The 21,708-nt window shown below is 38.8% G+C and carries 23 protein-coding genes, 1 tRNA gene and 1 riboswitch; of the genes, 16 read left to right on the forward strand and 8 right to left on the reverse strand.

Annotation, left to right across the window (positions count from 1 at the left end; all coding sequences use genetic code 11):
- Positions 1-56: 56 nt before the first annotated feature.
- Positions 57-428 (reverse strand): lactoylglutathione lyase, encoded by a 372-nt coding sequence (gene gloA / locus MKX69_RS03595; protein ID WP_002295115.1) that lies wholly within the window; start codon positions 426-428, stop codon positions 57-59.
- Between the two features lie 133 nt (positions 429-561).
- On the opposite strand from gloA, the gene MKX69_RS03600 reads away from it, so the two are divergent.
- The gene (locus tag MKX69_RS03600; RefSeq protein ID WP_002295117.1) at positions 562-1,005 is read left to right on the forward strand and encodes an NUDIX domain-containing protein; all 444 of its coding nucleotides are present in this window, start codon (positions 562-564) and stop codon (positions 1,003-1,005) included.
- A 42-nt stretch (positions 1,006-1,047) separates the two neighbouring features.
- Here the strand turns inward: MKX69_RS03600 and yidA are convergent, their stop codons facing one another.
- From yidA to MKX69_RS03615, 3 genes are read right to left on the reverse strand one after another with little or no spacing between them, the layout of a single operon-like run.
- The gene (gene yidA / locus MKX69_RS03605) at positions 1,048-1,857 is read right to left on the reverse strand and encodes a sugar-phosphatase (RefSeq protein ID WP_002295119.1); all 810 of its coding nucleotides are present in this window, start codon (positions 1,855-1,857) and stop codon (positions 1,048-1,050) included.
- Positions 1,858-1,875: 18 nt separating this feature from the next.
- A complete protein-coding gene (locus tag MKX69_RS03610; RefSeq protein ID WP_002295121.1) occupies positions 1,876-3,243 on the reverse strand; it encodes an HD domain-containing protein in 1,368 nt (455 codons plus the stop codon).
- Positions 3,227-4,057: a lipoate--protein ligase family protein gene (locus MKX69_RS03615; protein ID WP_002295123.1), complete on the reverse strand. Its 831-nt coding sequence runs from the start codon at positions 4,055-4,057 to the stop codon at positions 3,227-3,229. The genes MKX69_RS03610 and MKX69_RS03615 overlap by 17 nt, the downstream gene beginning before the upstream one ends.
- 162 nt (positions 4,058-4,219) lie before the next feature.
- On the opposite strand from MKX69_RS03615, the gene MKX69_RS03620 reads away from it, so the two are divergent.
- Positions 4,220-4,657 carry a DUF1934 domain-containing protein gene (locus tag MKX69_RS03620; protein WP_002338998.1) on the forward strand — a complete coding sequence of 146 codons (438 nt, stop codon included), beginning with the start codon at positions 4,220-4,222 and terminating at the stop codon, positions 4,655-4,657.
- 75 nt (positions 4,658-4,732) lie between these two features.
- Positions 4,733-5,353, forward strand: a complete 621-nt coding sequence (rpoE, locus tag MKX69_RS03625) for a DNA-directed RNA polymerase subunit delta (RefSeq protein WP_002292825.1) — start codon at positions 4,733-4,735, stop codon at positions 5,351-5,353.
- A gap of 102 nt (positions 5,354-5,455) precedes the next feature.
- Here the strand turns inward: rpoE and MKX69_RS03630 are convergent, their stop codons facing one another.
- On the reverse strand, positions 5,456-6,415 hold the full coding sequence (locus tag MKX69_RS03630; protein WP_000222573.1) for an IS30 family transposase: 960 nt from the start codon (positions 6,413-6,415) through the stop codon (positions 5,456-5,458).
- 191 nt (positions 6,416-6,606) lie between these two features.
- Here MKX69_RS03630 and MKX69_RS03635 point away from each other — a divergent pair, with 191 nt between their 5' ends.
- From MKX69_RS03635 to MKX69_RS03645, 3 genes are all read left to right on the forward strand, one after another.
- Positions 6,607-7,113 carry an RNA polymerase sigma factor gene (locus MKX69_RS03635; protein ID WP_002338997.1) on the forward strand — a complete coding sequence of 169 codons (507 nt, stop codon included), beginning with the start codon at positions 6,607-6,609 and terminating at the stop codon, positions 7,111-7,113.
- Positions 7,114-7,129: 16 nt separating this feature from the next.
- Positions 7,130-8,029 (forward strand): RsiV family protein, encoded by a 900-nt coding sequence (locus MKX69_RS03640; protein ID WP_002304565.1) that lies wholly within the window; start codon positions 7,130-7,132, stop codon positions 8,027-8,029.
- 86 nt (positions 8,030-8,115) lie between these two features.
- Complete coding sequence (locus MKX69_RS03645; protein ID WP_258430328.1) at positions 8,116-9,000, forward strand: polysaccharide deacetylase family protein; 885 nt, start codon at positions 8,116-8,118, stop codon at positions 8,998-9,000.
- 191 nt (positions 9,001-9,191) lie between these two features.
- Here the strand turns inward: MKX69_RS03645 and MKX69_RS03650 are convergent.
- A tRNA-Arg gene (locus MKX69_RS03650) sits at positions 9,192-9,263 on the reverse strand.
- Positions 9,264-9,322: 59 nt separating this feature from the next.
- Between MKX69_RS03650 and rpoN the strand changes: the two genes are divergently transcribed.
- From rpoN to MKX69_RS03685, 7 genes are all read left to right on the forward strand, one after another.
- On the forward strand, positions 9,323-10,657 hold the full coding sequence (rpoN, locus tag MKX69_RS03655) for an RNA polymerase factor sigma-54 (RefSeq protein ID WP_002338995.1): 1,335 nt from the start codon (positions 9,323-9,325) through the stop codon (positions 10,655-10,657).
- Positions 10,658-10,805: 148 nt separating this feature from the next.
- Positions 10,806-11,897, forward strand: a complete 1,092-nt coding sequence (locus MKX69_RS03660; RefSeq protein ID WP_002321448.1) for a sugar-binding transcriptional regulator — start codon at positions 10,806-10,808, stop codon at positions 11,895-11,897.
- Positions 11,898-11,937: 40 nt separating this feature from the next.
- Positions 11,938-12,939 (forward strand): type I glyceraldehyde-3-phosphate dehydrogenase, encoded by a 1,002-nt coding sequence (gene gap, locus MKX69_RS03665; protein ID WP_002292818.1) that lies wholly within the window; start codon positions 11,938-11,940, stop codon positions 12,937-12,939.
- Positions 12,940-13,048: 109 nt separating this feature from the next.
- Positions 13,049-14,239: a phosphoglycerate kinase gene (locus MKX69_RS03670; protein WP_002319589.1), complete on the forward strand. Its 1,191-nt coding sequence runs from the start codon at positions 13,049-13,051 to the stop codon at positions 14,237-14,239.
- A 103-nt stretch (positions 14,240-14,342) separates the two neighbouring features.
- On the forward strand, positions 14,343-15,098 hold the full coding sequence (tpiA, locus tag MKX69_RS03675; protein ID WP_002292815.1) for a triose-phosphate isomerase: 756 nt from the start codon (positions 14,343-14,345) through the stop codon (positions 15,096-15,098).
- 115 nt (positions 15,099-15,213) lie between these two features.
- A complete protein-coding gene (eno, locus tag MKX69_RS03680; RefSeq protein WP_002292812.1) occupies positions 15,214-16,512 on the forward strand; it encodes a phosphopyruvate hydratase in 1,299 nt (432 codons plus the stop codon).
- A 452-nt stretch (positions 16,513-16,964) separates the two neighbouring features.
- A complete protein-coding gene (locus tag MKX69_RS03685) occupies positions 16,965-18,050 on the forward strand; it encodes an ArgE/DapE family deacylase (RefSeq protein WP_341008840.1) in 1,086 nt (361 codons plus the stop codon).
- A gap of 66 nt (positions 18,051-18,116) precedes the next feature.
- On the opposite strand, the gene MKX69_RS03690 is transcribed toward MKX69_RS03685, so the two are convergent.
- Entirely contained in the window at positions 18,117-18,692 is a 576-nt protein-coding gene (locus MKX69_RS03690) for an ECF transporter S component (protein ID WP_002289479.1), read from the reverse strand.
- Positions 18,693-18,696: 4 nt separating this feature from the next.
- Positions 18,697-19,671: a nucleoside hydrolase gene (locus MKX69_RS03695; RefSeq protein ID WP_195193499.1), complete on the reverse strand. Its 975-nt coding sequence runs from the start codon at positions 19,669-19,671 to the stop codon at positions 18,697-18,699.
- Positions 19,672-19,694: 23 nt separating this feature from the next.
- Positions 19,695-19,739, reverse strand: a riboswitch (PreQ1 riboswitch).
- Between the two features lie 214 nt (positions 19,740-19,953).
- Between MKX69_RS03695 and MKX69_RS03700 the strand changes: the two genes are divergently transcribed.
- From MKX69_RS03700 to secG, 3 genes are all read left to right on the forward strand, one after another.
- Complete coding sequence (locus MKX69_RS03700; protein WP_195193498.1) at positions 19,954-20,922, forward strand: alpha/beta hydrolase; 969 nt, start codon at positions 19,954-19,956, stop codon at positions 20,920-20,922.
- A 112-nt stretch (positions 20,923-21,034) separates the two neighbouring features.
- Entirely contained in the window at positions 21,035-21,313 is a 279-nt protein-coding gene (locus MKX69_RS03705) for a GNAT family N-acetyltransferase (RefSeq protein WP_341008844.1), read from the forward strand.
- Between the two features lie 117 nt (positions 21,314-21,430).
- Entirely contained in the window at positions 21,431-21,667 is a 237-nt protein-coding gene (gene secG / locus MKX69_RS03710; protein WP_002289017.1) for a preprotein translocase subunit SecG, read from the forward strand.
- The last annotated feature ends 41 nt before the right edge of the window (positions 21,668-21,708 follow it).

Here is a 21,708-nt window from a genome sequence, read left to right on the forward strand (position 1 = left end):
TTTTAATTATTGGTGTTTGTTTTTTATTCAATTAAGAGTAAAATGCCCCATACTAACTATCCTCGGATGACTTCGATTTTATAACCATCAGGGTCAATGACAAAGTAGTAAGAAGGCGCAGTGCCAGGTAATCCTTTTAAGTCAGTAATCTCAAGACCAGCAGCTTTATGTTGCTCGTGTAATTTTTCTAGATCATCAGCTGCAATAGCGATATGACCATAGCCGTCTCCTAGATCATACGCACCATGATCATAGTTGTAAGTCAACTCTAATTCATAGTCATCCCCAGGAAGTGTCAAATAAACAAGTGTAAATTTGTTTTCTGGAAAATCACGGCGGCGGCTTTCTTCAAAACCAAATGCCTTTTGATAAAATTCGATTGATGCTTCAAGATCTTTCACTCGAACACATGTGTGAGCCATTTTCATAGATTCATCTCTCCTTTTCCTTTTACTCAATCATAACAAAAAGAAGTAAGGAAATAGTTGATTTGTGCTTGTTCATGAGAAATTTCTCATGTAAAATGGATAGAAAATAAAACTGTTAAGGTGGAAACTATTCATGGATAAACCAATTTTTGGTGAAAAAAAGCAATTTGCTGATTATCAAACCCGTTATGCAGCATATATTGTCATAGAAAGAGATCAGCAGATTGCAGTAATCGAGGCTCCAAATGGTGCTTTTTTTCTTCCTGGAGGGGAAATTGAAGGAGAAGAGACGAAAGAAGAAGCGATTGTCCGTGAGCTGATAGAAGAAATGGGAATTGTGGCAGAAATTTCTTCTTATCTGGGAGAAGCTGATGAGTATTTTTACTCGAATTATCGTGCAACTTATTATTATAATCCAGGATATTTCTTTGTTGCTGATTCTTGGAAGCGTATAGGAGAACCAACTGAAAAGACCAATAAAATTTGGTGGGTGAGCCCTCAAGAAGCGCTTGTGAAATTGAAACGTGGTAGCCACCGATGGGCAGTCGAGAGATGGATCGAAAAAAATAAAAACTGAAAGAAAGCGAGTAGATCAGCTTTCTCTCAGTTTTTTTATTTATTACAGTACATATTTTTTGATTGCTTCAGCTACACCGTGCTCGTCGTTTGATGAAGTGATGACATTTGCTGCTTCTTTGACAAGAGAAACGGCATTTCCCATTGCTACTCCTAGACCAGCATATTCAATCATGGATAAGTCGTTCTCGTTATCTCCGATAGCCATGATTTCATCTTGATCAATACCAAGGTGCTGTGCGAGATTCGCAACTGCCGCACCTTTACTTGCTTCTTTATTTAGTACTTCGAAGTAATAGGGCGCACTTTTGACCGTTGTGTATTTATCACGGAAAGTTTGCGGTAAACGCGCAATTGCTGCATCTAAAATTTCTGGTTCGTCGATCATCATCATTTTGACGATGTTCATGTCTGGTGTCATTTCTTCAGGTGTTCGATATTTTAGCGGCATCTTGACTAAACTTGCTTCGTGGATCGTATAAGCGCTGATATCTCGATTAGGCGTGTAGATCGCTTTGTCATCGATCGAATGGAGATGACTGCCGACACGGCGTGCCATCACTTCGATCTCTAGGAAATCTTCATGAGTCAGTCCGTGACGGGCGATGATTTTACCTGATTTCGTTTGTTGTACGAGTGCCCCGTTATAAGTAATAACGTAATCATTATCTTGAAAAAGGTTCAACTCGTTTAACTGTTCCTGGACACCTGGTAAGGGACGGCCAGTGCATAAAACGATCGAAACACCTTTTGCAACAGCAGCGGCAATCGCTTCTTTTACTTCTTTTGTTACTTCTCTTTTCTCATTTAATAAAGTACCATCGATGTCGATAGCGACTAGTTTGATAGACATAATTTCCTCCAATATATTTTAATTTATTTCAATCAATGCGCCATTACGGATATGGCTGGCAAATTCTTGATAAGTTTCGTCAAATAAATCATAATGATCACGCAAGGACGGATCAACCATTTCTTTTGGAAAGAAAAATCGCTCATCTCCTTGTTCTTGTCCCGCTAATGCAGCAACAAGCTGACTAACCTGTGATAATTCTATCAAAGTTCCGTCATTTCGCAAAATCTCGATTTGTGTGCGATGTCTGCCTTGTTCTGGGCGATAAAAATCATAAGGTAGATCGTAGCTAGAATTCACAGCAGTGTAATAAACAGGATTATATCCGACCTTTTCTACTAACAAAGTGAGTTCTTGGACTAATTTTGAATCCCGGTTGCCAGAAAAAGTAGCAGATTTCAGTGGTTTACGATTCAAAAAACGTTTAGCTAAATCATTTAAAATAGGATCAGCAGATTCAGACCATTGAGTAAAGTAAGTGCCCAAGACCCCATCATCAAGTTTGAGGTATTCTTCTAAAGTAAAGCTTCCGTCAAGAAATGGCAGAAGTAATTGAGAATGGAGTTCAAAACTGCTGGCATCTTCTTGATACAACTCGTGTGCGCGATGAAGCAGATGCTCCAAAATCACTTCCATACCGCGGGAAACAGGATGGAAGTACACTTGCACATACATTTGATATCGGCTAACGATATAATCTTCCACTGCATGCATGCCACTCATGGAAAAAGCGATCCCGCCTTCATAAGGACGAATCACACGTAATATTCGGGTAAGATCAAATGTTCCATATTCTGTTCCAGTGAAATAAGCATCCCGAAGCAAATAGTCCATTCGATCCGCATCGATCTGACTAGAAATCATTTGGACAACTTGTGGGTTGGGGTAAGTTTTTTGGATCACACTAGCTACCTTTTCAGGAAAACCTTCTTCTACTCGGTTAAGAATCTGATACACTTCTGTTTCTGGAGAAGTGATGATCTCTACAGTGATGGCTTCATGATTCGTATGGAAGATATGTTCAAATGTATGAGAGTAAGGACCATGACCGACATCATGCAACAGTGCCGCACATAAAGTCACCAGCCGTTCCTGATCATCCCAGCCTCCGTTGCCTATTTTTTCTTTTGAAAAATTTCGAGAAAAGATATCGCAGATTCGTCTTGAAATCTCATAAACGCCTAATGAATGAGTAAAACGGCTATGTTCTGCTCCGTGAAAAGTGAAAGAAGAAGTGCCTAATTGTTTAATGCGTCGTAGACGTTGGACTTCTTTCGAATTGATCAAATCTAAGATTACTTGATGCTGGACATGGATATAGTTATGGACTGGATCACGAAAAACTTTTTCCATAGGCAGCATTTGATATTTATAAGGGGTTGTCATAATGTAGCTCCTTTATGTTATTACGTTGTTCCATTCTCTGGATTTGGTTGTTCCATTGCTCCAGCTGGATTTCTTTTTTTAGCCAGTCGGTAGAATCCTGTAAATCACTTGCAGAATATAGCTTTTCAAAAGCTTTTGCAAATGCTTCTTTGACTTCTTTTACAAAAAGGGGTTGGTCAAGCAGTTCTTCAAGTGTTGCCATTGTAGCAGGATCCACTGCAGGATAGCCATTTGTACCAAAGTCTTCTTTTAAAGCAGATTGATAAAATCGCTTCATGACTTGCCCGCGTTTTTCCTGATTACCGTTGACACTTAAGTACATCATAACAGAAATCCCATTTTTGATCCGACGCTGAGCGATACCGGCAAATTTTTTGCCATGGATGCTTAAATCATAAGTTCCAGGACAATAAGAATGGGTGATTTCGAATGCTTGTATCGGTGCCTTTGGAAAAGCGTATTTAGTCAATAGGAGCATTTGCTCGTAAGCGTCATCTATGGTTATTTTTTTTGTGTCACTTTGGGGGAAAATCAAAGAAATATTCAAAATTCCTTCATCTGATACGATCCCTAATCCACCTGAATTTCTGATCACTGGAGCGTAACCTGCATCTTTCAGTGTTTGGATCCCGTCACTTAGAAAAGGAGTTCGAACATCCTTCATACCTAAGATGACTGTGCAGTCATATTGCCAGAAATGTAAAAAGATTTGCTGGTGTTCTTTAGAATATTCCGTTAATATATCTGTTAATGCAAAAGGGGAAAAGTCGTTTTTTTGATAAATGTGCTGATCTAGTCGAATCGCAGGGTTCATTCAACCGGCTCCTTTGTATAAATTCATATTTTCTACAATATTATACTCTAAAATCAAAGAGTTGTTTTGGAAAAAAGGTTTTCTGTAAAAATGGACAAGTTGGTTGACAAAACAAAAGAAACTAGGAACAATGTAGCTATGAGAAGTAAAGGAGAATGAATAATGGAATTATCACAAGGAACACCGATTTCAATCAAATTGCGTACAAAAGTAAAACAGCAAGGGGAAGTGCAAGATTTTTATTTTGATTTGAAAGGGCAAATGGTGACAATTGGCGATACGCTGTACATACGTTATAAAGAGATTCAGGAGGAGACGGGCGATGAGATTCCTGTAACGATCAAATTAGTTCCAGATGGTCATGTACAGCTGATCCGTGCAGGAGAAATGCGGATGCGTTTGAAATTTGGCTATAAAGAACGGTTAGAAACATCCTATCGAACACCATACGGTATGATCCAGATTGCTATTTTTACGAAAGAACTGCATGTTAGTTTGAAAGACCGTCCCACAGCAGGGAAGGTTCGAATCGATTATGATCTGTTCATGGGACCGGAAAAAATCGGCGAATATTATTTGAACTTGGATTTTACAGCGTAAATATAAAAGAAAAGTTTGATTTTTTGTGTCTGATTTTGTATGATAAGGAGTAGACTGTGAAAGGACGTGTCCTGATTGGAAATTAGTGTATTTGAAGGTGCAAACAAAAGCGAATTATCAATGATCGAAGTAGCACACGCGATCTTAGAACAACGTGGCGATGTCATGGATTTTTCTGATTTAGCTAACCAGATCCAAAACTATCTTGGGAAATCAGACAGTGAAATTCGTGATTCACTCGCACAATTTTATACTGACTTGAATATTGACGGCAGCTTTATCTCATTAGGGGATAATCGTTGGGGCTTGCGTTCATGGTATGCTATCGATTCGATCGATGAAGAAGTAAACCATGGAATGGACGAAGAGGATGAAGATACTCCACGTCGCCGTAAACGCAAGAAAGTCAACGCCTTTATCAATGATGATGAAGACGCGATCGATTACAATGACGATGACCCAGAAGATACAGATCTGACAGAAGAAGATGACGATGATCTGTTTGATGACGATGATGATGAAGATGAAGAAATCGCTGCTTATAATTCTGACTTGCAAGAAATCGGAGCAGATGACCCGACAGATGATGAAGAAGACTTGCCAGGAAATATCGAAGAAGATTTAAGTATCATAGACGAAGACGATGATGATGAAGATTATGAAGAGGAAGAATTTTCTGACTCTGAAAAAGAATAAACATTATTTTCTTACGAGCGGTTGTGACAGAGACGATCAGCCTATCAGAATAAGGAGGTGTGACACTATTTTTGTCACACCTTCTTTTTTGTATCTTAATTGTCAAATTAAGTTAGACAAATCATCAATACTTACGTAACTCAAAAATACTTCCAAAGGTGTTCGATAATTCAGTGATTTTCTAGGAATATTATTTCGTTTCGATGCGACAGATTGAATAAAAGATTCATCTACTGAATTGAAATCCATAGATTTCAATAAACCATCTCTACGTAACAATCCGTTAGAATTCTCGTTTAGGCCTCTTTGAGACGGCGTTCCTGGATCAGCGAAATAAATGGCAATATCATTGGCATTACTGATCTGTTTCCAATTTGAAAATTCCTTTCCACAATCAAAAGTGATGGATTTGAATAGATTTTTCGGTACAGATTCAAACCAATGATTTAATTTGTTTTCAATATCAATCGCTTGTCTACCACACGGTTTCAATGTGATGATAACTTTTGATAATCGCTCAACTAAGGTAATTACAGCACTTTTATGTTTCAAACCTACGATAGTGTCACCTTCAAGGTGACCAAACTCATTTGAGAATTGGCTATAATCTTTTTCACGTTCATGAATAGAGCGACGGAAAGCTTGTTTTCCACGTCTTTCTTGATGTCCATTTGGTTTACGCTTGCCTTTCATCGGTAAGTCAGAAGGATTAAATAGCCCCTTTTTGAACATACGATAAATGGTACGAGCAGAACAACGAATAGGAAACGCTGCACGACCAACAATCACATCGGGTGTCCATCCTTGAACAACCTTTCTTTGAATATATTCTGATTGTTCCTCAGGTAAAACAAGCGGGCGTCTACCACAGTTTGATTTGTTTTTCTTATACTGTTGATAGTACTCTAAGGCTGATTTTCCTTGCTTGAAGAACAGGTATACTTTATGGATCGTTTGTCTTGAACGATTCAAGCAATGCGCAGTTTTCGCAACAGATTGATTTATTTTGAAATAAGACTCTATCATTACAAGTTCATCCGTTGTAAGATGGGTATAGGTCATTTGTACTCACTCCTTATAATTCTTTGGACGGAACTATTTTGAGTGTAGCACAAATGACTTTTTTAGTTGTCTAGCTTAATTTTACAATCGGCGGTATATAAAAATCCCAAGTAAATACATAAAAAATAAAAAAATTGAAACTTTTAGCGCACCTTGTACGTCATATTAAGTGAGGCAGAAAGGAGTGGAGAATGATTTTTACTGGATATAAGAAAAAACGGCAGATAGAAAAATACCGTCACCTGCTGAATGGACTCATCGAAACTGATTATCAAAAAATGTTCCGTATCACGATGAATTACGTACATGATAAAGAAGAGGCCTTAGATGTGATGCAAGATAGTTTTCATAAAGCCCTGAACTATTTTGAAAAAGAAAAAGAGATCGAGCATTTTAGTGCATGGTTTTATCGGATATTGATCCGCACGGCATTAGATAGTTGGCGCAGACAAAAAAGGACGCCTGTGGACTTATTTGAAATTCAAGATATCCCCCAACAGTTACCTTTAGAAATTTCCGTTGCAGAGCTCCATATGATTTTAGATAAAATAGACAGTCCGGAAAAAGAGATTCTGATCCTCTACTTTTTTGAAGGATTTCGTTTGAAAGAAATTGCAACTATCTTGGATATGAATGAAAACACAGTTAAAACGAAAATGTACCGCTCATTGAATGCTTTACGTCAAATCCTAGAATGAAGGAGAGAAGAGTGCCATGTATTCCCAAAAAGAAAATTTAAAAAAACTAAAGAAAACTTATAAAGAACAAGCAATTCCCAAAGGGCTTAAAGAGGAGATCCGCCAGCGTTTTATTATCGAAGAGCAATCATTTATAAAAGCAAGGCGGAGAAAGAGACGTCTCCAAGGGTTCGGAGTATCTTTGGCTATCGTAATGATTACAACAAGTAGCCTTCTTTTTAATAGTCAAGTTCGAAGCTTTGCAGAAGATTTACCCATCTTAGGATCAGTCATTGAATTGATCTTAGGCGAACGCTTTACTGATCGATCTGAAAAAATCGATATTCAGGTACCGAAGATCAATACACAAAATGAGAAAGAAAATAAAACGATTCATGGATTAAATCAAAAATACTTTCGCGAAGGACAAGCAGATTTTGAAAAAGCTGAAAAAGAATATGGAAATTTTGAAACGGATCATTACCAAGTTTTGGGAGATTATCAGAAAATCGTAGACGATAACCGGTTTCTCGTGATTGAAAGGCAGATCACCCAAACAGCAGCAGATAGCCATGTTGAAAAAAGATACGACACAATCGACAAGAAAAACAGTGTCCAGCTCTCACTTCCACTTTTATTCAAAGATGACACCTATCTATCTGTTTTGACAAAAGAAGTCAAACGGCAGATGGCCGAACAAGTCAAGGAAGATCCATCTAAGTACTATTGGACTGAGCAAGATATTCAAGAAGGGACGATAGAAAAACCAACACTTGTTACGCCTACACGAAGTTTTTATTTGAACAAAGAGCATCAATTAGTTTTGACTTTTTCTCAATACGAAATTGCTCCTGGTTATATGGGTACACCAGAATTTGTCATTCCTAAGTCCGTGACAAAAACGATTTTGGCATCGGAAGATTATTTGGATCATTAGACGAGAAGTAGTTGCGACTAGCAGTTTCAATTTTCAAGTAAGTACAAGTAAATAATAAGAAGAGAAAAAGAGAAAGAAGAGATATAGTGAAAAGAAATTATTTAGTTATCAGTATTATTGCTTTATCCGTGCTTTTGTTTTTCGAAATTACTTCGGTGGCCTCCTTGATCACCGAAGTAAAAGGACAAACACACTCTTCGGAGCATTCGTCACAATCTTTCAAACAATCAGAACAATCAACCATTAAAAGCCAATCAACTGAAACAGCTAACGTCAAAGAAGCCATTCAAGAATCAGCGGAAAAGGTACAAAGTCAGTCATCACAATCAACACAAGACAGTACAGAAGCAATCCAAGACCCGACTGTCAAAAGCGTCGCAATCAGCTTTGATGATGGACCAGGAGCGACCACAATGCCGCAGCTTCTGCGAATCTTAAAAGAAAAAAACGTGCATGTCACTTTTTTCGTCTTAGGAGAAAATACGGCGCAGCATCCTGAAATCGTGAAGCAGACAGCTGAAGCAGGGCACGAGATTGGCAATCACACATACGATCATCAGAATCTGGCCACTCTTTCTGCCCAGTCGATGACGGAGGAAGTGACGAAAGCAGACACTGAGATCAAAAAAGTCACTGGCAAAACCCCCGCTTTTGTTCGTTCGCCCTATGGTTCTGTCACGAATGTAGGGGCAACGATCATCCAGCGACCGATCATCGAATGGTCTGTTGATTCAGAAGATTGGAAGACAAGAAATCCTGATTTGATTTTGCAGAAGATCCAAGCGACAGTATACGATGGGGCAATTATTTTATTCCATGATATCTATCCTGAAACGATTCGTTCCGTTCCTCAAGTGATCGATTATCTGAAAGAGCAAGGCTATCGCATCACGACAGTTGGCGATTTATTAGGGCATCCAACGGCTGTCGAGAACTATTATGGCAGAAACGATCATCGGCCAGTTCAGTAAGTGAGACAAGTATCTTTAATAAATAACACATTTTAATAAGTAGTTGAACACATAACTACCTTACTTGCAAAGGCTTAACAATATCTATACAGATACAACAAAAAACTGTCCACCAATTTTCTTTGGCGGACAGTTTTCACTTAAAAATAAAGAAGCAACTATTCGTAAATTATGCTAAAATAGCAGTAGAACGCGTCCTGAGGGAATCGAACCCCCGTCTCAAGAACCGGAATCTTACGTGATATCCACTACACTAAGGACGCAAGCACTGGGATAATTGTAACTAAACAGATAAAAAATTACAAGGGGATTGGACAAAAAAATGAAATTTGATCAAAATTTTTCACAAAAACAGCAGCAGACACAGAAACTAGCCATGACGCAACAGTTGCAACAGTCCATCCAAGTTTTACAATATAACAGTGAGGAGCTGTTGGCATTCGTTGAGAATCAAGCAATGGAAAATCCATTGGTGGAAGTTGTTGAGCCGGAATGGCAGCCAGATTACATAAAAGCTTCTTCATCTTCTTATGAAGGAGAAGAGACAAATTACCTAAATCAGATTCCTGATACAAAAGGGTCTTTATTTGATTCATTGATCGAACAAGTCCATTTGAATTACCGAGATACTTTTTTGAGGAAAATCGTTCTTTATCTTGTAGAATACATCGATTTGAACGGATTTTTGACGATTAGTTTAGAAGAAGCCGGAAAAGAGATTGGAGCTACGCCTATCCAAATGCTCGATGCGTTGACTCTGATTCAGCAATTAGAACCAGCTGGAGTAGGTGCACGTAGTTTGCAAGAATGTCTCATGCTTCAAACAGAACGAGATGATTATGCGCCGGAATTAGCTTATATCGTGTTGGAAGAATGTTTTGAGGAACTGGTGGAGCGAAAATGGAAAGAAATCGCACAACGTTTTTCTGTTGATCTACATGCTGTTCAGCAGATATTCGACTATTTACAAACGTTGAGTCCAAGCCCTGGCCGGATTTTCGACCGTAGCAGCGAATTGTACATTATTCCTGATGTCCGGGTATTAGTGGACGACGATAAAAATGTACAAGTTATCTCAAACCGAAAAAATCAGCCAAATATACGCTTTCAAGAGAGTTACTTCAAACAAATGTCACAACAAGCAGATAAAGAAACTGAAAATTATTTAAAAGAACGGAAACAGGAATTCGAATGGTTGAAGAAAACGATCCTACAACGTGGGGATACAATTTTGCGGGTTGCTCAAGTCATTGTTTCCCGGCAAAAAGCTTTCTTTATCGACAAGGAACGTCCAATCAAGCCTCTTACGTTAAAGGAAGTTGCAACTGAGATAGATGTGCATGAATCCACGGTCAGTCGTGCAGTCAACGGGAAATATTTGGAAACAGATTTCGGTGTATTTGAATTAAAAAAATTTTTCACTACACGAATTCCTACGAATAGTACAGAACAGACAGAAGACCTTTCAGCAGATACAGCGAAGAAAAAGTTGCAGGAATTAGTCAATCAAGAAGACAAAAACAAGCCGTTGTCTGACCAGAAATTGGTTGAATTGCTGAAAAAAGACGAGATAGTAATCTCAAGAAGAACAGTAGCAAAATATCGTGATTTATTAGGAATCCCGAGTTCATCAAAAAGAAAACGTTATGATAACTAATCAGTCAAAAGACTAGAAAAAGTATTTCACTTTTTCTAGTCTTTTTAGTTGAAAAACGAGAGAAAAACTGTTAGACTTACAGTCGTGAGGTTGAGATTTCCCTTTATTGATGTGAAATTTGAATAGTTAATTTCTTTTTTTATCGTATATGGGTCGTTTTAAGTCTACATTGGACGTAAAGTGTCCAACTAAGGAGATCGCTATGCTGGATGAAATAAAAATGATTGAATCTGTTGCACCAGATATTATCGAAGTGTTACAAGAACGCTATAAAATTTTACGAAATATCTATTGGATGCAGCCGATTGGACGTCGAAGTTTATCGGAAAGTATGGGGATCACAGAACGAGTATTACGAACAGAAACAGACCTTTTGAAAAATCTGAATTTGATCGACACCTCAAAAAGCGGTATGACGCTGACAACTAAGGGCGAAGAAGTTTATCAAAGCCTTGAAAACTTCATGGATCAGCTTTTAGGTACGCATCAAACCGAACAACAGTTGGCAGAATATTTTGGTAACCAACGCTGTATCGTTGTTTCAGGAAACAGCGAAGAGCAGACCAAAGTGGCTGATGCATTCGGCGAAGCGCTGAGCGAAGCCCTAGACCGACTACTTCCAGAAGGCGAGAATATAATCGCTGTGATGGGAGGAACTACTATGGCTGTAGTAGCCGAACAATTGTCTAATCTGGAAAATAAGAAACGGCATAACCTGTTTGTCCCTGCAAGAGGCGGGATTGGTGAAGCGATAACTGTACAGGCAAATTCTGTCAGTGCAAGAATGGCTGCTAAAGCAAACGGTAACCACCGTGCACTTTATGTTCCGGAACAATTAAGTCTGGCAACTTACAATTCTTTACTCAATGAGCCATCTATCCAAGAAGTCTTAAACTTGATTAGTGAAGCGAATTGTGTTATTCATAGTATTGGGCGTGCATTACACATGGCAGCACGTCGTAAGATGACTGAAAAAGAATTAGTCATGCTGAAACAAGCAAATGCTGTTGCGGAATCTTTTGGCTATTTTTTCAATGAAAAAGGTGAAGTCGTTTATAAGGTCCCTAGAATCGGCATAGAATTGCAAGATTTGGAAAAAGTCCCGATCATCATGGCAATCGCGGGCGGAAAATCAAAAGCCAAAGCAATTCGAGCTTATATGAAAAATGCACCAAAACAAACGTGGCTCATCACTGATGAAGCTGCTGCAAATGAGATTTTAAAAGGGGTAACCCTTTAAAATAAATATTTTTTTGATTTTCATAAGGAGGAAATCTTAAATGACAGTTAAAGTAGGTATTAATGGTTTTGGACGTATTGGACGTCTAGCATTCCGTCGTATCCAAGATGTAGATGGAATCGAAGTAGTAGCAATCAACGACTTGACAGATGCTAAAATGTTGGCACACTTGTTAAAATACGACACAACTCAAGGACGTTTCAACGGAACAGTTGAAGTTCATGAAGGTTCATTCAACGTAAACGGAAAAGAAGTTAAAGTATTAGCTAACCGCAACCCAGAAGAATTACCATGGGGCGAACTAGGCGTAGATATCGTTCTAGAATGTACTGGTTTCTTCACTTCTAAATCAGCAGCTGAAAAACATTTAACAGCTGGTGCTAAACGCGTTGTTATCTCTGCTCCTGGCGGAAACGATGTTCCAACAATCGTTTATAACACAAACCACGAAACATTAACTGGTAAAGAAACAGTTATCTCAGGTGCTTCATGTACTACTAACTGTTTAGCTCCTATGGCTAAAACATTGAACGACAAATTTGGTGTTGTTGAAGGATTAATGACAACTATCCACGCTTACACAGGTGACCAAATGACTCTAGACGGACCTCATCCTAAAGGTGACTTCCGCCGTGCACGCGCTGCTGCTGCAAACATCGTTCCTAACTCAACAGGTGCTGCTAAAGCTATCGGTTTAGTAATTCCTGAATTGAACGGTAAATTAGACGGAGCTGCTCAACGTGTTCCTGTACCAACAGGTTCATTAACAGAATTAGTAACAGTTCTTGAAAAAGAAGTAACTGTTGACGAAATCAATGCAGCAATGAAAGAAGCTTCAAACGAATCTTACGGATACAACACAGACGAAATCGTTTCTTCAGATATCGTTGGTATGACTTACGGTTCATTATTTGATGCTACACAAACTAAAGTAATGACAGTTGGCGACAAACAATTAGTTAAAACTGTTGCTTGGTACGACAACGAAATGTCATACACTGCACAATTAGTACGTACTTTAGAATACTTCGCTAACTTATAAGATAGACAAACGTACAAGTGTAAATTATAGACATGTACATTTAAAAGCGGGGAAGCAATCGCGCTTCTTCCGCTTTTTTTGATAATAAGTTTATTCAGGAGGAAATAAAATGGCTAAGAAAACAGTGAAAGATATCGATTTAAAAGACAAAAAAGTTCTTGTCCGTGTTGACTTCAACGTTCCTTTGAAAGATGGCGTGATCACTGACGACACTCGTATCAAAGCAGCATTGCCAACAATCAACTACGTTCTAGAACAAGGCGGAAAAGCAATCCTTTTCTCTCACCTTGGACGTGTAAAAACAGAAGAAGATAAAGAAGGAAAATCTTTAGCTCCAGTTGCAAAACGTCTAGGCGAATTATTAGGTAAAGAAGTAACATTCGTACCTGAAACTCGCGGAGAACAATTAGAAGAAGCAATCCGCAACATGAATGACGGCGACGTTGTCGTATTCGAAAATACACGTTTTGAAGATATTGACGGTAAAAAAGAAAGCAAAAATGATGCAGAACTAGGTAAATACTGGGCTTCATTAGGCGATGTATTTGTTAACGATGCTTTCGGTACAGCTCACCGTGCGCATGCTTCTAACGTAGGTATCGCTTCAACTGGTATCCCAACAGTTGCTGGATTCTTGATGGAAAAAGAAATCAAGTTCATCGGTGAAGCAGTAGAAGAACCAAAACGCCCAATGATTGCAATCCTTGGTGGCGCAAAAGTTTCTGATAAAATCGGCGTAATCGAAAACTTGATTCCTAAAGCAGATAAAATCTTGATCGGTGGCGGAATGACTTACACATTCTACGAAGCAAAAGGAATCAAGATCGGTAACTCTCTAGTAGAAGCTGATAAAGTAGAACTAGCAAAAGAATTAATCGAAAAAGCAGGCGACAAACTTGTCTTGCCAATCGACAATGTCTGTGCACCAGAATTTTCAAATGATGTTGAAACACAAGTAATCGAAGGAGACATTCCTGATGGTTTGATGGCTTTAGACATCGGCCCAGCATCAGTAAAATTATTTGCTGATACATTACAAGGTGCAAAAACAGTTGTTTGGAACGGACCTATGGGTGTATTTGAAATGAGTAACTTTGCTAAAGGTACAATCGGTGTTTGTGAAGCAATCGCTAACTTAGAAGGCGCAACAACAATCATCGGTGGCGGAGACTCAGCTGCAGCAGCAGAACAATTAGGATTTGCTGACAAATTCACACACATCTCAACAGGTGGCGGCGCAAGCTTGGAATTGCTTGAAGGTAAAGAATTACCAGGACTAGCAGCAATCAACGATAAATAAACGACCAAGTTTGCTCAATTCTGACGAGTAATCGATCAAAAGGTGAAGGGAGTTTTCATGACTCCCTAGCCATTTTTCAATAAATTAAGGAGTGTGTTCCTCAATGCGTAAACCTATTATCGCAGGTAACTGGAAAATGAACAAAACTGCATCAGAAGCAAAAGAATTTGCTGAAGCAGTAAAAAACAAAATCCCTTCAAATGACAAAGTTGATTCAGTCATCGGATCTCCTGCATTATTCTTACAAGAATTAATGACATCAGCTGAAGGTACAGAACTAAAAATCTCAGCACAAAACTGCTACTGGGAAAACTCAGGTGCGTTCACTGGTGAAACTTCACCAGCAGCTCTTGCTGATCTAGGTGTTCATTATGTGATCATCGGACATTCAGAACGTCGTGAATATTTCCATGAAACAGACGAAGACATCAATAAAAAAGCGAAAGCTATCTTTGCAAATGGTATGACACCAATCCTATGCTGCGGCGAATCTTTAGAAACCTATGAAGCAGGCAAAACTGCTGAATGGATCGAAGGACAAATTACAGCTGGTTTAGCTGATCTTTCAGCTGAACAAGTGTCAAACATGGTTATTGCTTATGAACCAATCTGGGCAATCGGTACTGGTAAATCAGCTGACGCACAAATCGCTGACGAAATTTGTGGAGTTGTACGTCAAACAGTTGAAAAACTTTATGGAAAAGAAGTATCAGAAGCAGTTCGTATCCAATACGGCGGTTCTGTAAAACCAGAAAATATTGCTGAATACATGGCAAAAGAAAATGTTGACGGTGCTTTAGTCGGTGGCGCAAGCTTGCAAGCAGATTCATTCTTGTCATTGTTAGACGCTGTAAAATAATTGTTGAAAATTTGCGAAAAATGCAAGAAATGTTTGCACTAATGAGCAAAATTAACTAAAATCGTATATGAGGGAAATCCCTTAGGAAAAAACAAACTCAAAGGAGAGACAAAACATGTCAATTATTACTGATGTTTACGCTCGCGAGATCTTAGACTCACGTGGTAACCCAACAATCGAAGTAGAAGTATACACAGAAAGCGGAGCTTTTGGCCGCGGAATGGTTCCTTCAGGTGCTTCAACTGGTGAATACGAAGCAGTTGAATTACGTGACGGAGACAAAGCTCGTTATGGCGGTAAAGGTGTAACTAAAGCTGTCGACAACGTAAACAACATCATTGCTGAAGCAATCATTGGCTACGATGTTCGTGACCAAATGGCTATCGACAAAGCTATGATCGCTTTAGACGGAACTCCTAACAAAGGTAAATTAGGTGCGAACGCTATTTTAGGTGTTTCTATCGCTGTTGCACGTGCAGCTGCTGACTACCTAGAAGTACCTTTATACCACTACCTAGGCGGATTCAACACAAAAGTATTGCCAACACCAATGATGAACATCATCAACGGCGGATCACATGCTGATAACTCAATCGACTTCCAAGAATTCATGATCATGCCTGTTGGCGCTCCAACATTCAAAGAAGCTCTACGTATGGGTGCTGAAGTATTCCACGCATTAGCTTCAATCTTGAAAGCTCGCGGATTAGCAACTTCTGTTGGTGACGAAGGTGGATTTGCTCCAAACCTTGGTTCAAACGAAGAAGGTTTTGAAGTAATCATCGAAGCAATCGAAAAAGCTGGCTATGTACCTGGTAAAGACGTTGTTCTTGCTATGGATGCTGCTTCTTCAGAATTCTACGACAAAGAAAAAGGTGTTTACGTACTAGCTGATTCAGGCGAAGGCGAAAAAACAACTGACGAAATGATCAAATTCTACGAAGAATTAGTTTCTAAATATCCAATCATCTCAATCGAAGACGGATTAGACGAAAACGACTGGGACGGATTCAAGAAATTAACTGACGTATTAGGCGACAAAGTTCAATTAGTTGGTGACGACTTGTTCGTAACAAACACTCAAAAATTATCTGAAGGTATCGAAAAAGGAATTGCTAACTCAATCCTTATCAAAGTGAACCAAATCGGTACATTAACAGAAACTTTCGAAGCTATCGAAATGGCTAAAGAAGCTGGCTACACAGCAGTTGTATCTCACCGTTCTGGTGAAACAGAAGATTCAACAATCTCTGATATCGCTGTTGCAACAAACGCTGGCCAAATCAAAACTGGTTCTCTATCACGTACTGACCGTATTGCTAAATACAACCAATTACTACGTATCGAAGACCAACTTGGTGAAGTTGCAGAATACAAAGGTTTGAAATCTTTCTACAACTTAAAAAACAAATAATTCTTTTCTAATGAAGATACATGATCGACTATTGAAAGATAGTCGAGTATGATCACTTAGTTAAGTAATCGAACTCTCTACTTGCTGAAATATCAGCAGGTAGAGAGTTTTTTTGCAACTAGCTTCTGTATATGATGTTTACAAAGAATGGTACAAGAAAAGATCATCCTTGAAAAAGGAAAGCTAACAATAACTAGCATCATATAAGAGCTTTTAAGGATAGAACAGTAGAATAGGAATCTATGAGCAAGTCCTCTCGTATAAATAAAATAGGAGGGAAGTAGCAGCATATTTTTCATAAAGTGGCTCTCTTTCTTCATTTTTACTTTGGTTGCTCCTATTTGAAAATTCGAGCACACTCAAATACAATAAAAAGAAATGGCAAGGGAGAGGATTAGATGAAAAAAGAAGAAAAAATCGCGATTTTACAAGAGAACATCCGAATTAAATAAGTGAATGGAAACGAAGGTGAAGTAGCAGCCTATTTGAATAAGCTTTTGGCAAAGCATGACATAACAGGAGAGATTGTTTCTTACAGAGATGGTAGAGATAATTTGATTGCTCGTTACCAAAAGGGCCAATCAGGAAAAGTGTTAGGCCTATCTGGGCATATGGATGTCGTGGCGGCTGGTGATGAATCGTCTTGGACCTATGCACCCTTTGCAGCAGAAATCCATGGGAACCGTTTGTACGGACGTGGTGCTACAGATATGAAGAGTGGCTTGGCAGCAATGGTGATTGCCATGATCGAATTGAAAGAGTCAGGAAAACCATTTAACGGAACAGTCAAATTATTAGCCACTGTCGGAGAAGAAGTGGGTGAACTAGGTGGGGAACAGCTCACGAAAGCAGGCTATGTAGATGACTTAGATGCCTTGATCATCGGAGAGCCAACCAATTACAGTTTGATGTATACGCACATGGGATCAATCAACTATACAGTCACCTCGCACGGAAAAGAAGCGCATAGCTCTATGCCAGACCAAGGTTATAATGCAATCAATCACCTAAATGAATTCATTACGAAAGCAAATGCTGAAATGAATCACCTCGCTGAAACAATCGAGAATCCTGTCCTAGGAAAAACAATCCATAATGTTACATTGATCAGTGGCGGGAATCAAGTCAACAGCATCCCAAGCCATGCGCAGCTCCAAGGGAACATTCGATCGATTCCAGAATACCCAAATGATAAAATCATTGCATTGCTGCAATCAATCGTCAATGAATTGAATCAAGAGACAGACTATCATTTGGAATTGATGATCGATTACAACAAAATACCTGTCAAAGCTGATCCAGATTCTCCTTTGATTCATTGCATTCAGCAACAATTCAGCCAGCCATTACCTTTAGTTGGAGCGGCAGCAACAACGGATGCAGCCGAATTTACGAAAGCTAACCATTCCTTCGACTTTGTCGTCTTTGGGCCTGGTGTCGTTACTTTGCCTCATCAAGTAGATGAGTATGTTGAAATCGATAATTATTTGGATATGATCGAAAAATATCAAGGAATTATTTTATCCTACTTAGCGTAAGATTTTTTTAATAAATGAAAAAACAGAGCCAGATTAGCATTATTTTGCTAATCCAGCTCTGTTTATTCAGCCTATTTTTCTTTTTGAATATATCAAGCGTTGTGGCAACATAGTGATAACTAATGAAACAACGACGATAGACAACAAACGATCAAGGTAGTCTGTACCTGCCTGTACCAAGATCACACTTGTTGTCTGACTTAAACCTAACCCATGTAATAGCTGAACGATCATACTGGATCCTGAGGAGGTGATCCCGCCAAATAACTGAACGGTAATGATCGAAGAAACGATCGTTCCAGGTACCGACAAAATCAAAGCGAGTAATAACAGTTTCAAGCTGTTTTTATCTTTGCCGAGATATCTTGGCAAAATCAATCCAGCAAGCAAGCCTGTGAGAATTTGGATTGGCGAATAATACAGAGAAAAAATATCTGTAGTCACTCCACTTAAAATACCGCTGGACAATCCTGTCAGCATTCCAGGTACAGGCCCAAGCAATGCACCAGCAAAAATCGTTCCGATAGAATCGAGATAGATTGGCAAACGAAGCCATAAAGCAATCGTTCCTCCAATATAATTGATCCCAATACACAAAGCCATCACTGTAAGTACGCGAGTTGCCATTTTGTTTTTATTCATTTTGTTAGCCCATCTTTAACCTTTCCAAATCTTTCATAATCGTTTCTTCTTGTGCATTTAAAAGAACGGTTAAAAACTTTCGGAAAAAAAGACGAGTATCTACTTTTGTCATAATTTTACTGTTAGCAGGTTTCTGCCAAAATTCATAACGATCAACCAATGTTTGTCCACGACTTATTCCTTGAGTTTCCACAGCAGTGAAGCTTTCGAAACCTTCACAGATGGCCTCCTCGATAAAATAAGCAACAGCTAACGGATCATTGATGACACATCCTAAAATTCTTTCTTGTTTCCAGTGGAAGTCAAAATAAAAACGAGTGATCGCTTTTAGATACTCTCCCTCTTCAGGATTCATTTGACAGCAGTATTCGAGGATAGTCGGTGTCAAGACGATTTCTCTTGTCACATCTAACCCAACCATTTCTATCGTTTGTTTGAGATTCTCGAATACATAAGAAGCTGCTTCAGGATCACACCAGTAATTGTATTCAGCAACTGGCGAACAGTTACCATGGCTTTTGTAAGTTCCACCCATCGAGACAAAACGATCTATATGTTTCCCAATATTTGGGTTGACTTTCAAAGCAAAAGCGATATTGGTCAAAGGACCCAAAGCAATGACTGATGTATTTGTCTTTTCTTTGAAATAATCAGCCAAAAAATCAACGGCATGGAGAGGTTCTGCCTGTTTTCTCAAGATCATCGGGAAATTTGTTTCCCCTAAACCATCCATACCATGAGTGTCTTGTGCACTGATGAAAGGTTGCTTCAAAGGTTTTTCCATTCCTTGATAAACAGGAATGTCTAAACGATCACAGCGTTCCAGGCATTTCAGCACATTCTGCGTACCTATATCTGCAGGGACATTCCCACAAACTACGGTAATAGCAACTACTTCGATATCAGGGGATTTGACAGCTAATGATAAAGCTAAAGTGTCGTCGATCCCTGGATCGCAATCAATAATTACTTTTCGCATTATTTCCAATCTCCTTTCTTTAGAGATACTTAGTTTTTTATTCTGGGAAGTTTCCGAACCAGTCCAAGACGAGCGTCTTGATTATAATGCACGAAATTAGTATACTGGCTTTTATTGCGAATGTAAATGCTCTCTTACAAGTAAATCTATTGAGGAGAACTTTAAGTAAATGATACAATGAAAAAGAAATGGAATTTACGTGTGCCGAAAATAGAGAATCCTATGGATCGGTACATTGGATAATAGATAGATTATAGTTTGGCAGAAAGCGGCGGGTGTACAATGGTTATTTTTTATTTCATTCTTATTCTGATAATTATAGGGATCAGTTACCATTTTCTTTCTTATTTTTATGCAAAGAAATTAGTAAGAGCGGGAGTACAGAGAGGATATGACTGGTATGAAGACACTGGTCATCGTTTGATGGACCCTGCTGCAGTCACGTCAGTAGAAAAAAAACGACAAAAATTAGAAGAAGAGTGTGAAAGCTTTTGGGAGCAGGGAACACCCAAAACAATCAAAAGTTATGACGGGTTGAAACTAGCTGGTCAGATGTTCATCCATCCAAATAAGCAGAATAAATGGGTCATTTGCGTACATGATTACCGAAGCACAGGGAAAAGAGACATGTCTCATATAGGTAAAAGATATGCAGAGAAAGGATTCAACGTTCTTGTACCTGATTTACGTGCGCACGGAGAAAGTGAAGGAGAAATCATCGGAATGGGATGGCTAGATCGGCTAGATTTAATTGCCTGGATCCAACTCATCTTAGATGAACAGCCGAATGCGTCCATTATTTTACACGGCGGATCAATGGGAGCTTCTACGATCATGATGGCAAGTGGTGAAAAACTTCCATCAGCGGTCAAAGGATTTATTTTAGACAGCGGATATGTTTCTGTTTATGCAGAATTCCGATATATGTTAAGTAAAATCACTGTCTTTCCTAAAAAAATGGTCATGAGATATGCGAATCATTATGCCCAGAAATACGCCGGTTACTCCTTAAAGCAAGCATCAGCTACGAGACAGCTTGGCAGCAATCATCTGCCTTTATTAGTCATCCATGGTGAAAGAGATCATTTTGTCCCTACAGAAGCAGCGTACACGATTCAAAGTGCTACGGCAGGGGATAAAGCACTGCTGCTTGTTCCAGAAGCAGAACACTTGGAAGCATCGATGAAAGATCCGAAAACCTATTGGACAGTGATTTTTTCGTTTATTGAACAAATAATAACGATGAATTAATTTTCTCTTCTTTTTTGTAAGTAATTTGAGGATAAATAATTGTTTATAGATCAGGAGACTGCTAAAATAAGGTAGGAATAAAAAAATATCAGTTATTTGAGGAGTGCGGCATATGGAAATCAAAGAAGAAAAAAATCGTCTTGCTTTATTCAATGATGAGCAACAAGAGATTGGAGAAATGACATGGTCAGATGCGGGCCCAGACATCATGATCATTGACCATACATTTGTAGATCCAGCATATCGTGGTCAAAAGTTAGCTGAAAAGCTAGTGTATACTGGAGTAGAATTAGCAAGACGAGACGGGAAAAAGATCATTCCTTTATGCCCTTATGTAAAAAAAGAGTTTGAAAAGAAACCAGAATATCAAGACGTCTTACGTCAGTCATAAGAATAACAGCTGAAAGTTTTGAACTTTCAGCTGTTATTCCATTTATATAGAGTTGTCACGGACTTTTATCTATGATAAAGTTAAAGAGACGATATCTTTTGGGAAGGAGGCTGCGATATGTATAATTTAATTTTGGGAATCGTGATCGTTTTATCGATTGTTATGGTCATTGCGATTATGATGCAGCCAAGCAAGCAAAATAGTGCAGCGAGTGCATTTACCGGCGGTGCGGATCAACTATTCGGCAAACAAAAAGCTCGCGGCTTTGAAGCTGTCATGCAGCGATCAACTGCAGTTATGGGAGCTATCTGGATGATCTTATTATTTGTCCTAGCATATTTATCTTCGAAGTAGTTGAATAAGCCTCTCGCAAAACGGCGGGCGGCTTTTTTTAT

The sequence above is a fragment of the Enterococcus sp. FSL R5-0957 genome, assembly GCF_038008005.1.
GTDB classification, from domain to species: domain Bacteria; phylum Bacillota; class Bacilli; order Lactobacillales; family Enterococcaceae; genus Enterococcus_B; species Enterococcus_B faecium.